This window comes from Microbacterium maritypicum MF109 (assembly GCF_000455825.1).
GTDB lineage: Bacteria > Actinomycetota > Actinomycetes > Actinomycetales > Microbacteriaceae > Microbacterium > Microbacterium maritypicum_A.
Genome location: NZ_ATAO01000190.1, coordinates 1 through 15,378 on the forward strand (window position 1 = coordinate 1; position 15,378 = coordinate 15,378).

General features: G+C 70.6%; 13 protein-coding genes. 6 read left to right on the forward strand and 7 right to left on the reverse strand.

The features are described from left to right. Positions 1 to 51: 51 nt before the first annotated feature. Positions 52 to 1,782 carry a cation:proton antiporter gene (locus L687_RS32615; RefSeq protein ID WP_021200012.1) on the reverse strand — a complete coding sequence of 577 codons (1,731 nt, stop codon included), beginning with the start codon at positions 1,780 to 1,782 and terminating at the stop codon, positions 52 to 54. A gap of 53 nt (positions 1,783 to 1,835) precedes the next feature. On the opposite strand from L687_RS32615, the gene L687_RS32620 reads away from it, so the two are divergent. After that, a complete protein-coding gene (locus L687_RS32620; protein ID WP_021200013.1) occupies positions 1,836 to 2,882 on the forward strand; it encodes an LLM class flavin-dependent oxidoreductase in 1,047 nt (348 codons plus the stop codon). 125 nt (positions 2,883 to 3,007) lie between these two features. Then, positions 3,008 to 3,217, forward strand: coding sequence for a hypothetical protein (locus L687_RS32625; protein WP_021200014.1), 210 nt, complete (start codon positions 3,008 to 3,010; stop codon positions 3,215 to 3,217). An 83-nt stretch (positions 3,218 to 3,300) separates the two neighbouring features. On the opposite strand, the gene pheA is transcribed toward L687_RS32625, so the two are convergent. Further along, entirely contained in the window at positions 3,301 to 4,251 is a 951-nt protein-coding gene (pheA, locus tag L687_RS32630) for a prephenate dehydratase (RefSeq protein ID WP_029259873.1), read from the reverse strand. Between the two features lie 79 nt (positions 4,252 to 4,330). On the opposite strand from pheA, the gene pgm reads away from it, so the two are divergent. After that, a complete protein-coding gene (pgm, locus tag L687_RS32635; RefSeq protein ID WP_021200016.1) occupies positions 4,331 to 5,974 on the forward strand; it encodes a phosphoglucomutase (alpha-D-glucose-1,6-bisphosphate-dependent) in 1,644 nt (547 codons plus the stop codon). 81 nt (positions 5,975 to 6,055) lie between these two features. Here pgm and L687_RS32640 read toward each other — a convergent pair whose 3' ends face one another. The 5 genes from L687_RS32640 to L687_RS32660 form a co-directional block, all read right to left on the reverse strand. Beyond that, entirely contained in the window at positions 6,056 to 7,189 is a 1,134-nt protein-coding gene (locus tag L687_RS32640) for a glycerate kinase (RefSeq protein WP_021200017.1), read from the reverse strand. Further along, on the reverse strand, positions 7,186 to 8,256 hold the full coding sequence (locus L687_RS32645; protein WP_084487349.1) for a LacI family DNA-binding transcriptional regulator: 1,071 nt from the start codon (positions 8,254 to 8,256) through the stop codon (positions 7,186 to 7,188). The genes L687_RS32640 and L687_RS32645 overlap by 4 nt, the downstream gene beginning before the upstream one ends. 142 nt (positions 8,257 to 8,398) lie before the next feature. After that, on the reverse strand, positions 8,399 to 9,301 hold the full coding sequence (locus L687_RS32650) for a sugar phosphate isomerase/epimerase family protein (RefSeq protein ID WP_021200019.1): 903 nt from the start codon (positions 9,299 to 9,301) through the stop codon (positions 8,399 to 8,401). Then, the gene (locus L687_RS32655; protein WP_021200020.1) at positions 9,298 to 10,575 is read right to left on the reverse strand and encodes a dihydrodipicolinate synthase family protein; all 1,278 of its coding nucleotides are present in this window, start codon (positions 10,573 to 10,575) and stop codon (positions 9,298 to 9,300) included. The genes L687_RS32650 and L687_RS32655 overlap by 4 nt, the downstream gene beginning before the upstream one ends. Before the next feature lie 241 nt (positions 10,576 to 10,816). Next, positions 10,817 to 11,773, reverse strand: a complete 957-nt coding sequence (locus L687_RS32660) for a LacI family DNA-binding transcriptional regulator (RefSeq protein WP_031207443.1) — start codon at positions 11,771 to 11,773, stop codon at positions 10,817 to 10,819. Positions 11,774 to 11,958: 185 nt separating this feature from the next. Here L687_RS32660 and galT point away from each other — a divergent pair, with 185 nt between their 5' ends. The 3 genes from galT to galE all read left to right on the forward strand — a co-directional run. Continuing rightward, positions 11,959 to 13,161: a galactose-1-phosphate uridylyltransferase gene (gene galT, locus L687_RS32665; RefSeq protein WP_021200022.1), complete on the forward strand. Its 1,203-nt coding sequence runs from the start codon at positions 11,959 to 11,961 to the stop codon at positions 13,159 to 13,161. Further along, the gene (galK, locus tag L687_RS32670) at positions 13,158 to 14,351 is read left to right on the forward strand and encodes a galactokinase (RefSeq protein WP_021200023.1); all 1,194 of its coding nucleotides are present in this window, start codon (positions 13,158 to 13,160) and stop codon (positions 14,349 to 14,351) included. Before galT ends, galK begins: the two co-directional genes overlap by 4 nt. Positions 14,352 to 14,400: 49 nt before the next feature. Then, positions 14,401 to 15,378 (forward strand): UDP-glucose 4-epimerase GalE (gene galE / locus L687_RS32675; protein WP_021200024.1); only part of this gene is annotated, 978 nt, incomplete at its 3' end.

Sequence of the window (15,378 nt, forward strand, 5' to 3'; positions counted from 1 at the left end):
GTGTATAAGAGACAGGCGCTCTGCCGTTCGAGCATCGAAGCGGTCAGGGGATCAGGCGCGGCCCTCCTGGCGCGTGGCGCCGCGGGTGTCGAGAGCGAGTTCCTCGGCGTCCATCGCGGCGATCAGCTCGCGCATGACCTCCTCATCGAGGTTGCCCGCGTCGCGTTCCGCGAGGAGGATGTCGCGACGCACCTGCAGCCACCCCTTCGACAGGGCAACGAGGTCTTCGTAGGAGGGTCGGCTCGCGGCATCCTCCACCTTCTGCGCCTCGTCGGTGTCCTTCTCGACCCGTGTCATCCGCTTGGTGAAGGCATCGAACACCCGGAGGTCGACCTCGCCGTACTTCGCCTCCCACTCGACCCGCTTCTCGGCGAGGAACTTCTTGCCGGCCTCTCGGCTCTTCGCGCGCACTTCGGCGAGCGCCGCCTCATCCTCCTCCTCGTCGACATCGCTGGCGATGCCGAGGCTGCGAATGAGAAGAGGCAGGGTCAGACCCTGGATCAGCAGCGTTCCGACGGTGACGATGAAGGCCACCACGACGATGGCGTGCGATGCCTGCGCGTCGAGGGTCGCGAGGTCGGCGGCGGCCACCGCGATCGCCAGCGTCACGACGCCGCGCATGCCGGCCCACGAGATGACGGCACTGTCCTTCCACGTGAGCGTGAGTCCGGCCATCCGGTCGCGCACGATCTGACTGCGCAGCTCGTCGGCGGTGTAATTGCCCCAGCGCCGCGACTTCTGATGCCGTTTCTCGAACTCGCCGGACTCGACACCACGATCCCAGCGCTCGAGCTTGCGGCGGTCCTGGAAGTTCGCCCACGCACTGGTCGGATAGATGTAGAGCGGCCGCACGATGACGACCACGAGCAGCACCGCCCCGGAGAGCAGCAGGATCTGCCCGACCGACTCGCTGCCCAGGTCGCTGAGCACACGGGGGAACTGCAGCCCGATGTAGGCGAACACGAAGCTCTCCAGCAGCAGGTCGGCCGAAAGCCACAGCGGCTTCTCCTGCTGGCGGGTGGTGTAGTCGGTGCGCGGCGAGTTGTAGCCGACGTACAGCCCCATCGCCACGACCGCCAGGACGCCCGATCCGAGCAGATGCTCGGCGATCGCATAAGCCCCGAACGGCGCGAGGAGTCCGAACGTGCCGATCACCACGGGATCGCTGATGCGCATGCGCAGCTGGTGCAGGACGATCCCGAACACCAGACCGACGGCCACACCCACTCCGACCGCCACCAGGAACTGCCAGATGCCGCCCCAGATCGAGACGGTGGCGCCCGCGAGGATCGCGGCGAAGACGCGGTACAGCGTGAGCGAGGTCGCATCGTTGATGAGGCTCTCGCCCGAGAGCACGGTCATGATGCGTCGCGGCAGCCCGAGCCGACGACCGATCGCCGCCGCGGAGACCGCGTCCGGCGGAGCCACGATCGCGCCCAGGAGCAGCGCGCCGGGGAGGGTGAGGGACGGCAGGATCCACCATGCGACGAAGCCGACGGCCACGGCGGTGAGAAGCACCAGCCAGATCCCGAGCCGGCGGATCTGCGGCAGGCTGCGCTTGAATCCGACGAACGACACATCGAGCGCGGCCGAGTACAGCAGCGGCGGCAGCACGAGGCTCAGGAGCACATGCCCATCGATGTCGAGGTCGGGCACGAAGGGCAGGAAGGATGCGGCGAGCGCCACGATCGTCACCAGCAGCGGGGCCGGCCAGCCTCGCCAGCGTGCGAACGCGGCGATCGCGACGGACCCGACGAGGACGTAGAAGATGCCTGCTTCCATGCCCCCACGGTATCGGGGGAATGGAGGCGCTCAGGTGCGCGTTGTGGTTGGGGATGTCCGATACAGCTCTCTCCGTCCTCGACCTCGTCCCGGTGCGCACCGGCCAGACCAGCGCGGAGGCCATCGCCGCCTCCCTCGCGCTCGCGGAGACTGCCGACCGTCTCGGCTATCGCCGCTACTGGTTCGCCGAGCACCACAACATGCCGTCGGTGGCATCGACCACTCCCCCGGTGCTGATCGCCGCTGCGGCCACCCGCACCTCGCGCCTGCGTCTGGGCTCTGGCGGCGTGATGCTGCCCAACCACGCACCGCTCATCGTCGCCGAGCAGTTCGCGGCACTCGAAGCGATCGCGCCGGGACGCATCGACCTGGGCCTCGGCCGGGCACCGGGAAGCGACCCGGTGATCACGCAGCTGTTGCGCGGCTCGGGGACCACCAGCGACGTCGAGCAGTTCCCCCGCCACGTGCAGGACATCGCGGCCCTGCTGTCGGCAGACGGGGCTGCGCTGCGTTTCACCTCCGGTGGGGAGTACACGGTGCGTGCGACGCCGGCCGCGACCGGCACCCCCGAGGTGTGGCTGCTCGGGTCGAGCGACTATTCCGCGCAGCTCGCCGCCTCGCACGGGCTGCCCTATGTCTTCGCCAACCATTTCTCGGGGCAGGGCCTCGAGCGCGCGCTCGACCTGTACCGCACCGGCTACCGTCCGAGTGAGGAGCACCCGGAGCCGCGCACGTTCCTCACCGTGAACGCGGTCGCCGCGCCCACGCAGGAGGAAGCGGAGGCCCGTGCACTCCCCCAGCTGCGGATGATGGCACGGCTGCGGCTGAACCAGCCGCTCGCCGCTCTCGAGACCGTCGAGCAGGCGGCGGCGGCCGTGACGGATGCCGCCACCGACGAGGTCGTGCGGGCCGCCCGTTCGCGCTGGTTCGTCGGCACCGGCGAGAGCGTCGCCGCCGAGCTGCATTCCTTCGCCGAGCGCTACGGCGTCGACGAGGTCATGCTCTCCCCCGTCGCCGGCGCCTACGACGCCGAGGCGAACGATGCACCGATTGGTCGCGCACAGACACTGGAACTGATCTCCGCCGCACTTCGCAGCTGACGTCGCGCGCCTGTCAACCCCTGGCTTTCCCGGCGGCACAGGCGTAGCGTCACGACCAGTGCCGACGACAGGGGCGCGGCCCCTTCGGCGAACGCACTGTCGGCAGCAGCAGAAGGAGTTCGACGATGAGCACGACCAAGACTCTCGCCCTCTGGGTCGCCTACGGACGCAACGGTGTCGTCGGCAGCATCCGCCACGACGAGGACGGCTACACGGTCACGATGGTCGGATCGGATGCGACGACCGGAACCTACCCGAGCCTGGCCTCCGCGAAGGGTGCTCTGCACTCCCATATGGCTCCGGGCAGCGACTGGCCGCGCTTCCAGGAGCACTGAACCACCCGCACTGAACCACCCGCACTGGACCACGGCATCCGCCCGGGTCCCGCACGGGGATGGCGCGCAGCGGGCGGGTGACGTCAGGCTTCCGGCTCGCCGGAGAGGATGCCGCGCAGCCAGTCGCGCGCCTCGACGAACACGTCATCGGAGTAGCGGTCGGGGTACTGCACGATCTGCCGGTCCGCGCGCGGATACGACCCGAGGAAGACCACACGAGGGCTGAATCGACGGATGCCGAGCAGCGCGTCGGCCATGCGCTCGTGCTCGATGTGTCCGTCGGCGTCGATCACGAATCGGTAGCGCCCGAGTTCGTCGCCGATCGGCCGCGACTCGATGAGCGACAGGTTGATGCCGCGGGTCGAGAACTGCTCGAGCATCTCCAGGAGCGAACCGGGGTGGTCGTGCGGGAGCTCCACGATCAGCGAGGTCTTGTCGGCACCGGTCGGCTCGGGCGAACGGGTCGTGCGGGTGACCAGCACGAAGCGGGTCACGGCCTGCGCGTTGTCGCCGATGCCGTCTGCCAGCACCTCGACGTCGTAGTGGTTGACGATGCCGGGTGCCGCGATGGCCGCCTGCGCGGGCAGCGTGCCGTCGAGGACGCCGATCGCGGAGGCGACGTTGCTCGACGCGGGAACGTGCGAGTGCGACGGCAGGTGCGCGCCGAGCCACCCATGACACTGGGCGTAGGCGACCGGATGCGCCGCGATCACCTCGACCTGGTCGAGCGTCGTCCCCCGCGGAGCGACCAGCACGAAGTTCACCCGCACGAGATATTCGCCGATGATGCGCAGCCCCGGAAGCGTGGCCAGAGCATCCTGCGTGGTGGACACCCCGCCCTCGATCGAGTTCTCGATTGCGATCATCGCGGCGTCGCTCCGACCCTCGAGCACGTCGGCCAGAGCCTCGCCCACGTTGTGCACGGGGCGCCAGTTCTGGCCGCGGGCCTCGGCCACCTGATCGAGCGCCGCCTCCGTGAAGGTTCCGGCAGGGCCGAGATAGCTGTAGGTACGGCGTTCAGTCACGGGTTTCACCTTAGCCCTCGGCGGGCCGACGGCTCGTCCGGGCGACTTCTCGGATGCGGTCCCGCCGAACAGGGGGCAGACTGAGAGGATGACCAGCCGTGCCGGCCTCCCCGCGGAGGAAAGTGACCTGATCGATGTCGACGAACTGATCGCCGCCTACTACGACCGCACGCCGAACCCCGAGGTTCCCGCGGAACGCGTCGTGTTCGGCACCAGCGGTCATCGCGGTTCCTCGCTGTCGAACAGCTTCAACGAGAATCACATCCTCGCCACGACGCAGGCGATCGTGGACTACCGCGACGCGCAGGGCATCACCGGCCCGCTCTTCCTCGGCCGCGACACGCACGCGTTGTCGCTGCCCGCCGAGCGCAGCGCGATCGAGGTGCTGCTGGCGAACGGCATCGACGTGCGGGTCGACTCCCGCGACTCGTGGGTGCCCACTCCGGCGCTCAGTCACGCCATCCTCACCTACAACCGCGGCAAGGCGGCCGACGACCCGAGCCGCGCGGACGGCATCGTCGTCACCCCCTCGCACAACCCTCCGCGCGACGGCGGCTTCAAGTACAACCCGCCGCACGGCGGCCCCGCCGACACCGACGCCACGGGCTGGATCGCCGACCGCGCGAACGCCCTCATCGCCGCCGGACTCGACGGCGTGAAGCTCGAGCGCTTCGCCGACATCGACTGGGATGCCCTCACCGGCTACGACTTCCGAGACGCCTACGTGCGCGACCTGCCGTCGATCATCGACATCGACGCCATCCGCAGCGCCGGGGTGAGCATCGGCGCCGACCCGCTCGGCGGAGCCTCCGTCGAGTACTGGGCACTCATCGCCGAGATGCACGACCTCGACCTGACCGTCGTGAACCCCGAGGTCGATCCGACGTGGCGCTTCATGACGCTGGACTGGGACGAGAAGATCCGGATGGATCCGTCCTCACCGTCGGCAATGGCCTCCCTGGTCGCGAAGAAGGGGTCGTACGACGTGCTCACCGGGAACGACGCCGACGCCGACAGGCACGGAATCGTGACCCCCGACGCCGGACTGATGAACCCGAACCACTATCTCGCGGTCGCCATCGACTATCTGTTCTCGCACCGCGACGGCTGGCCGCGCGACGCCGCGATCGGCAAGACCCTGGTCTCGTCGATGATCATCGACCGGGTCGCCGAGTCGCTCGGACGGCGTCTGCTGGAGGTTCCGGTCGGGTTCAAGTGGTTCGTGCCGGGACTCCTCGACGGCTCGGTCGCCTTCGGCGGCGAGGAGTCGGCCGGGGCCTCGTTCCTCCGCAAGGACGGCTCGGTCTGGTCCACCGACAAGGACGGCATCCTGCTGTGTCTGCTGGCCGCCGAGATCATCGCCGTCACCGGCAAGACCCCGTCGGAGCGGTACCGCGAGCTGGAGACCGCCTTCGGTGCCTCCGCGTACCAGCGGGTGGATGCCCCGGCGACGCCCGAGCAGAAGGCCACGCTCGGCCAGCTCGCCCCCGAGGCCGTGACGGCGACCACGCTCGCGGGCGAGGACATCACCGCGAAGCTCTCGCATGCGCCCGGCAACGGCGCGGCGATCGGCGGCCTCAAGGTGCAGACCGAGCATGCGTGGTTCGCCGCCCGCCCGTCGGGCACCGAAGACGTCTACAAGCTCTACGCCGAGAGCCTGCGCGGCCCGGAGCACCTCGCCGAGGTGCAGGCCGAGGCGCGCGCCGTGGTCTCCGCCGCCCTCGAAGGCTGAGCGGGCTCCGACCGTCGGAGGGAGGGCCGACGGTCGGCGGGCCGGCGGTCCGGAGGGCCGACGGTCGGGACGCTTCTCGGCTCAGCCCCGCACGCTCCTGCGCGCTCGATCCTGCGCGGCCCGTGCCAGATCGGCACCTGCGACGCGCAGCCAGCGCACGGGTTCGGCGCGCGCAGCCTCTGACGATCCGGCCAGACCGGTGAGGGAGGCGGTGGCCGCGAACAGCGCGGTGTCGGCGTCCGGGGTGATCCGACCGGCCGCGAGCATCGCGTCGGTCCCCGCGACGGCGGCGAGTCCGGCGAGGAACGAGGGGACCTTGCCGTCACCCGACTGCCCATCGTACGAACCCTCCCCCGTGATGACCACGTCGGCGCCGGAGATCGCGGCGTCGAGGCCGATGAGGTCGGCCACCTCGGCGGCACCGGGAGCGAGCACGCCTCCCCAGACCACGAGCGCAGCGCCCGTGCCCCCGGCCGCACCGTTGCCCTCGCCCGCGGGATCGACGCCGAGCAGCGCGGCGAGACGACGAAGCCCGTCGTCGACGCGAGCGATGTCGTCCGGCGATCGCAGGCCCTTCTGCGGGCCGAACACCGCGGCGGCACCGCGCGGACCGGTGAGCGGATTGGTGACGTCGGTGAGCACGCGCACCTCGGGTGCCGGGCGCAGGGCGGTCAGATCCGCGGATGCGATGGAGTCGAGCCCCCGCGCGCCGCGGGGAACCGGCGCCCCTGCGGCATCGAGGAACACTGCACCGAGCGCCGAGAGCATCCCGGTGCCACCGTCGGTGGAGGCGCTGGAGCCGATGCCGACGACGAGTCGCGAGACGCCATGGTCGAGAGCCGCGGCCAGTGCCTGCCCCAGACCGGTCGTGTCGGCATCCCACGGACGCAGCTCGCGCAGCAACTCGATCCCGGAGGTCGACCCGAGATCGATCACGGCCGTGCCCGCCGGGGTATCGCGCGTCGGCGGGAGCAGCAACCAGGAGGTGTCGATCTTCTCGCCGGCCGGTCCGTCGACCGTGATCGGCATCCGCACGGCGCCGGGCACCGCCGCCTCGAACGCAGCCACCGTGCCCTCGCCGCCGTCCGCCATCGGCCGGTGCACGAACTCGGCGGTGGGATCGACCGTCGCCCAGCCGTCGGCGAGGGCCGTCGCGGCATCCGCCGCCGTGATCGTGCCCTTGAAGCTGTCCGGGGCCAGCACGACCCGCGTCACCGGGTGATCCCCGGGGTGCTGTCGCGCACGATGATCTCGAGCGGCAGGGGCGCCTGCTCCCATTCCGCATCGACCGTCGCGCGGAAAGCCTGATATCCGACCTCGCTCAACGGCACGCGCACGGTCGTCAACCGCGGGGTGGCGTCACTGCTCGCCGGCACGTCGTCGAACCCGCAGACCGCGATGTCGCTGCCGACCTCGCGCCCGGATTCACGGATCGCGGACATCGCACCGAGGGCCACCACGTCACTGATCGCGAAGATCAGGGTGCCGGGTTCGATGCCGTCGACGAGAGCTTCTCTCATCTGGGCCGCCCCCGACTCCCGGCGGAAGTCACCCCGTCGCACGCTCTCGACCGCACCGCCTGCCGCCTCGAACCCGGCGTGGAAGCCGGCCAGACGATCATCCGAGGTCCGGACTCCGGCCGCCGCCCCGAGCGCGATCGCCGAACGGTACCCGAGCTCGGCCATCCGTCGGCCGAGCGCCTCCGCCCCGGCGCGGTTGTCGATCTCGATTCGACGCTCGCCCTCGCCGTCCGGCCCGAACGCCACGACCCGGCCGCCCAGGCGGACGAACTCCGCGAGTTCCTGCGCGGTCTCGGTCTCCGTGGGCTCCTGTGTGCGCGAGGCGGCGAGGATCAGACCTCGCGGCCGCTGCCCGCGAAGCGCACGCACGATCCGTGCCTCACGCGCCTGGTCGCGCTCGGTGATCGCGATCGTCACGACCAGGCCCTCCTCGTCGGCGCCGCGGGCCACACCCGACGCGATCAACCCGAAGTAGGGGTCGGCGATATCGGCGACGAGGAGGGCGACGACCGGTGATGTGCCGCGGGCGATCGACTGGGCCGAGACGTTCGCGGTGTATCCGAGCTTCTCCGCCGCTGATTCGACGCGTTCCCGGAACGACTCGGCGACTCGGCGCTCGGAACCGTTGAGCACCCGGGAAGCTGTCGCCAGGGAGACCCCGGCTTCTCGGGCGACGTCGTGCAGTGTGGGCGCCGGCCCCCGGGCGTGGCGCGGAGACCGCGTCGGCGACGGCCGCTCCGCGGACGTTGCGGGCTTGGTCATGACCCAGATCCTACTTCCCGACACGTGCGCCCGCCGGTACGGACGTCGGGTGGATGCACGGCTGTCGGCCCGGATCCGCGGTCTTCTCCCTGCATCCGTGCATCCTCCTGAGAGGCGGTACGAGACCGGTGTCCGAACACCTTCACGCGAGATGCGGGGAGACCGCGGCGGCGAACGTCTCGGCGGTGCGGCGCACCACGCTCTCGGGATCATCGGCCCAGATCTCGGCGTTGAAGATCTCGACCTCGATGTCGCGGTCGTACCCGGTCGCGACCACTGCGCGGGTGAGGGTGCCGAAATCGATCACGCCCTCGCCGGTGTAGTGCCGTGAGAGCAGCACGTCGGATGCGAGAGGCGTCTTCCAGTCGCACACCTGGTACGTGGCGATGCGTCCTTCACGACCGGCCCGCGCGATCTGCTCGAGCACCTGCGGATCCCACCAGATGTGGAAGGTGTCGACGGCGGCGCCGACCACCTCCGGATCGAAGTCCGCTGCGATGTCGAGCGCCTGGCCGAGCGTCGAGACGACGGCGCGATCGGACGCGTACATCGGGTGCAGCGGTTCGATCGCGAGCGTCACACCGGCCGCCTTCGCCTCGGGAGCCAGCACACCGATCGCATCGCGCACGCGCTGCCGAGCCCCGATCAGGTCGCGCGATCCCGCGGGCAGGCCGCCCACGACCAGGACGAGCACAGCGGTCGAGCCCTCGGCACCGGCCGCGGCCAGCGTCGCGGTCTCCTCGATCGCCCGGCGGTTGTCGTCCAGCGCCGCCGCCCGCTCCGCCCCGTCCGGCAGCGTGAAGAACCCACCACGGCAGTGCGTCGAGAAGCGCAGGCCCGAGTCGCCGAGCATGCGGGCCGCGACGTCGAGGCCGACGTCGTTCACCGGCTCACGCCAGAGTCCGATCGCCTCCACACCCGCGGCCGTCGTGACCCGCAGGGCCGTCGCGAGGTCGGCATGCTTGATGGTCGCCTGATTGATCGACAGGCGCGGGTCCGGGGCCGGGGCCTGGGCCTGGGCCTGGGCCGGGGAGGGGAGGCTCATGCGTCCACGCCGTTCAGACGCAGCATGCCGTGCCACCGCTCGCGGGCGAGGTCGGGCTGCTCCAGCGCCAGGGAGGCGTTGGCGAGCTCGATGATCCGGCTCAGGTGCGGCAGGCTGCGCGCGGAGTGCAGCCCGCCCACCATCTGAAAACCGGGCTGATGGCCGTTCATCCACGAAAGGAAGGCGACGCCCGTCTTGTAGTAGAACGTGGGAGTCGCGAAGACCTGCCTGCTCAGTTCCTCGGTCGGTCCGAGGATGCGCCGATACCGTTCCGGGTCGCCGGCGTCGAGTGCCTGGATCGCCGCCGACGCGACCGGGGTGATCGCAGCGAAGGCGCCGAGCAGGGCGTCGGAGTGCGTGCGCACGCCCGCTGCGTCCCCCGTGTCCTCCCCGAGTGCACGACCTGTCGCCGAGTGCACGGCCTGTTCACGCGAGGGAGCCGTCCGCTCGGCGAGATCGCGTGCAGTCGACGAGCCCGCCGCGGCACCTCCGATCAGGCTCACGTAGTTGAAGTCGTCGCCCGTGAACATCCGGACGCCCTCGGGGAGACGATCGCGTACCGAGACCTCGGACTCGGCGTTCAACAGGCTCATCTTGACTCCCGCCACCTTGTCCGGATTCTCGGCGATGATCTCCAGGAGCACGTCCGACGCCGCCTGCCAGTCGTCCGCGCCGAAGTAGCCCGCGAGCTCGGGATCGAACGCCGCACCGAGCCAATGCAGCACGACCGGCGTGGTCGCACGCGAGAGGACCTCTCGATACACACGCCGGTAGTCGTCCGCGTCCGTCGCGGCACGGGCCAGGTGACGGGAGGCCATGAGCACGGGGCCGGCGCCCTGCTCCTCGGTGAAGTGCAGTTGCTCGAGGTAGGCGGAGATGAGCTGGTCGAGCGAGATGTACGGTTCGGCGATGTGGTCGGTGTTGACACCCACCACGACGGATCCGCCCTCCTCACGGGCGACCTCGGCGCTGCGGGCGATCAGCTCGCGGGTGGCAGCGGCGTCCAACCCCATGTTCCGCTGCGCCGTGTCCATGGCATCGGCGACGCCGAGACCCCACGAGTACACGTTGCGGCGGAACGCGAGCGTGGCGTCCCAGTCGATGTCGGCCGCCTGCCCGGGAGTGTTGTCGGCGTGCACCTTCGGCACGACGTGTGCGGCGGCATACGCGACGCGGCTCTGCAGCGGGCCGGTCGGGCGCGTGTAGGTGCCGGAGTCGTTGAGAGCGACGTCAGCGACATCGCCGTTCGCGCCGAGGAGGCGCAGGGTGCTCATGCTCACCTCAGTCTCGGATGGGAAAGCGCTTTCCGAGATCATGGCATGAGACGAGCGACGATCGCAACTATGGGTGGGGATCCCACGATCGGCCCGCTGGCAGGCAGACGATTGCGCACGGCGGACGCTGCAGCGTGCGCGGCAGCCGCGTCGTGCGATTCGACGCACAGGACGGCCGACCGATTCGACGCGCAGGGCCGCCGACCGGTTCGCTGCGCGGGGCGGCCGGCCCGCACGGGAATCAGCGCGACGCGGTACTGGCGCGCTCGACGAGTGCCGTCGGGATGACTCCGGATCCCTCTGCGGGCGCAGCGCCTTCGATCGCGTCCACCAGCGCTGACACTGCACGCTGGGCGAGCGCGGCGAAGTCCTGCCGGATCGTGGTCAGCGGCGGGCGGTAGTTCGCGGCGTCCGGCACATCATCGAAACCGATCACGCCGACGTCTTCCGGCACCCGACGGCCGTAGTCGGACAGCGCCCGCAGCAGCCCGAGCGCCATCTGATCGTTGGCGCAGAAGACGGCGGATGCCATGCGCAGTTCCGCGCCGGCGGCGTAGCCCGAGTCAGCGCTCCAGTCACCCCGGACGACGGCGGGCGGACGGACGCCGGCGGAGACGAGCGTCTCCCGCCATCCGCGTTCCCTCTCGGCCGCCGCGAAGGAGTCGGCTGGACCGGCGAGATGATGCACCCCGCCTCCCCCGAGGGCGAGAAGCCGGCGTGTGGCTGCGGCGGCGCCGCCCGCGTGATCGCTGTGCACCGACGTGACCCCGTCCTCGCTCGAGGCGTCGACGACCACGAGGTGCAGCCCGGCAGGCCGCTGCGCGTCGGAGACCAGGGCCGATGCCTCGTTCAGGACGATCGCACCGTCGACCTCCTGCTCCGCGAGCCGATCGAACGCGTCAGCGACGCCGCGGGTGGCGGTCACGAGGGTCACCGCGTACCCCCGTTCCGCCGCAGCTTCGGCCGTGGCCTGCAACATCCGGGAGTTGCCGACGGTGGCGAGGGTGGTGACGACGAGTCCGATCGTCTGCGAGCGCCCGGTGCGCAGGGCTCGGGCCGCGCGGTGGGGGCGATAACCGAGCTCCCCCATCGCGTGCTCGACGCGGGCACGGGTGTCGGGGTCGACGCGGGGGCTGCCGTTGACGACCCGCGAGACAGTCTGTCCCGAGACACCGGCACGGGCAGCGACCATGGCCATGGACACACGTCCGGACGGGGGATTCCGACGGTTCGACCCCGATCCGTCGACGCGGTCGCGTCTGCTCTGCCCCACCTCATCCTCCATCCGCTACGACGTCGCGCGGGCCCCGCCTTCTATCTCAGAGGCGTGCGCGCAACTCCGTCATGTTGACGTTACCACGGCGCTGTGCGTACCATGTTGACGTGAACACGGACGATCTTCCTGAGTTGCGTACCGAGACTCTCGGCGCCGGCGTGGTCAGACGCGCCACCACCCTCGCCGACGGCCGCGACCTCATCTACTACGACGACCCCGGCACCGCCCTGGGCGCCGACCGAGCCGTCGACGCGCGCGCCCTCGACCCCCGCCCGGAGACCGCGACGATGCGTCTCGACGTGCTCACCGGCGACTGGATCACGGTCGCCGCGAACCGACAGAACCGCGTGATGATGCCCGGCGCAGAAGCCGACCCGCTGGCCCCGCAGACACCCGGAAACCCCTCCGAGGTGCCCTCGCGGTACGACGTCGCCGTGTTCGAGAACCGCTCGCCCGCGTTCGGACCCGCCCTGGCCGCAGCGACGGGCGCCGCACCCCGGGCGTCGAACGCTCCTCGCGGGCTCGACGACCTCGCGACCCTCGGCCTCGGCCGCACGCGCACCGCCGTCGGCCGCTGCGAGGTCGTCTGCTTCAGCCCCGAGCATGCCGGATCCTTCGGTACACAGACCGTCACCCGGGCGCGTACCGTGATCGAGGCATGGGCCGACCGCACCGCCGCACTCTCGCAGCTGCCCGGCATCGAGCAGATCTTCCCGTTCGAGAACCGGGGCGAGGCGATCGGCGTGACCCTGCCGCACCCGCACGGGCAGATCTACGCCTACCCGTATGTGACCCCGCGCACCACCCGCGTGCTGGAGGCGATCGGCCGCACCGCCCCCGACCTGTTCCAGCACATCCTCGAGTCCGAGCAGGCGTCCGAGCGCGTGGTGTTCCGCGGAGAGCACTGGACCGCCTTCGTGCCGTTCGCCGCACGCTGGCCACTCGAGGTGCACCTGATGCCGCACCGCCATGTGCCCGACTTCGCCGAGACCACTGAAGCCGAGCGTGACGAGCTCGCCCCGCTCTACCTGCGGCTGCTGCGCGGCGTCGATGCCCTCTACGACTCCCCGACGCCCTACATCGCCGCGTGGCACCAGGCCCCCGTGCACGTCGGGCGCGACACCGTGCGCCTGCACCTTCAACTCACGAGCCCGCGCCGTGCCGCCGACAAGCTGAAATTCCTCGCCGGCTCGGAAGCGGCGATGTGGGCCTGGGCCGCCGAAGTGCCTCCGGAAGTCGGTGCCGCACGCCTCCGCGAAGCGATCGAGCGCGCCTCGCACGACCAGCCCGACACCGGAGATTCTGCATGACCGCCGCACACGACGATGCCCTCGCCCTCTTCACCCGCCTGACCGGGCGTGAACCCGACGGAGTCTGGTCGGCGCCCGGGCGCGTGAACCTCATCGGCGAGCACACCGACTACAACGACGGGTTCGTGCTGCCGTTCGCCATCCCGCAGCGCACGGTGGCCGCGGTCGGTCGGCGCGATGACGCCCGCGGTCGCGTCCTGGTCGGCTCCACATTCGCCGAAGAACCGGTCGAGGTCGCCCTCGACGAGCTCGACCGGCTCTTCCCCACTGCACCCGGCTCGCATCCGGCCGTCCCGGAGTGGGCCGCCTACCCGCTCGGGGTCGCCTGGGCGCTCGGTCAGGCGGCCGCCGAGCGCGGACCGTTCGGCGGGATGGACATCGCCATCGCCTCCGACGTGCCCGTGGGCGCCGGGCTCTCGTCCTCGGCCGCGATCGAGGGGGCGACATCCTCCGCCTTGAACGACCTGTGGGGCACCGGGTTCGACGGAACGGCCCTCGCCCGCATCGGACGACGGGCCGAGAACGAAGCCGTCGGCGCCCCCACAGGGATCATGGACCAGATGGCGTCGATGCTCGGCCGGCCCGACACCGCGATATTCCTCGACTGCCGCACACTGGAGACCCGGCTCGTGCCTCTCGGCGTCGCCGAGGCAGGCCTCGCGATCCTCGTGATCGACACCCGTGTGAAGCACGCCCACTCCACCGGCGGCTACCGCGAACGCCGGGCCTCGTGCGAACTCGGCGCCTCGATCATGGGAGTGCCTGCGCTGCGCGACATCTCGATCGACGACCTGCCGCGCGCTCAGAAGCTGATGGACGAGGTCACCTTCCGGCGCGTGCGTCACATCGTGACCGAGAACCAGCGGGTCCTCGACACCGTGCGGGTGTTGCGCGAGCAGGGCGTCCGAGCGATCGGCGACCTCCTGGTCGCCTCGCACGCATCGATGCGCGACGACTTCGAGATCTCGACCCCCGAACTGGACACCGCTGTCGACACCGCTCTGAGCGCCGGCGCCCTCGGTGCACGGATGACCGGCGGTGGGTTCGGAGGTGCCGCGATCGCCCTCGTCGAGCAGGCTGCCGTCGCATCGGTGTCGGATGCCGTGAACGCCGACTTCGCGAAGTCGCGGTTCGCGCCACCCCTCCTGTTCACGGTCACCCCGTCGGCCGGCCCCCGCCGCGACGCCTGACAGAATGATCCATCGGGCCGCGACGACTCCGCGGCAGGAGAGGAATGCAATGTCCTGGATAGTCACCGGAGGCGCCGGCTACATCGGCGCCCACGTCGTCCGCGCTCTCGCGGATGCCGGACTCACCCCGGTCGTGCTCGATGACCTGTCCAGCGGCGTCGAGTCCTTCGTGCCCGAGGGCGTGACATTCGTGCGGGGCAGCATCCTGGACCGTGAGCTGGTCGAGAAGACGCTGCGCGACCACGGTGCCGAGGGTGTGATCCACGTCGCGGGCTTCAAGTACGCCGGCGTCTCGATGCACCGCCCCCTGCACACCTACGCGCAGAACGTCGAGGGCACGCGGGTGATCCTCGAGGCCATGGAGGCCGCGGGAGTCTCGAACATCGTGTTCTCCTCCTCCGCCGCCGTGTTCGGCACGCCCGATGTGGCCCTCGTCGTGGAAGACACCGCCAAGAAGCCGGCCAGCCCTTACGGCGAATCGAAGCTCATCGGCGAATGGCTGCTGCGCGACCAGGCGATCGCGACGGCGGAATCCGAGCGGCCCCTGCGACACACCTCTCTGCGGTACTTCAACGTGGTGGGTTCCGCCGATCCGACGGTCTACGACGTCAGCCCGCACAACCTCTTCCCGATCGTGTTCGAGGCGCTGCTGGCCGGGAAGACGCCCCGCATCAACGGCGACGACTACGCGACGGAAGACGGGACGAACGTGCGCGACTACGTGCACGTCGGCGACATCGCGGCCGCCCACGTCGCGGCCGCGCAGCGTCTGTCCGACGGACGCCCGATCGAAGCCGCCTACAACCTCGGCTCCGGTGACGGACTGAGTGTGAAGCAGATCATGGATGCCGTCGCCCGCGTGACCGGCATCGACTTCACGCCCGAGATCGGCCCGCGCCGCCCCGGTGACCCCGACCGCATCGTCGCGACCGGTGAGCTCGCAGCCCGCGACCTCGACTGGACCATGCGGTACTCGGTCGACGAGATGGTGCGCACGGGGTGGGAAGCGCGGCAGGCCGCCCGCCCC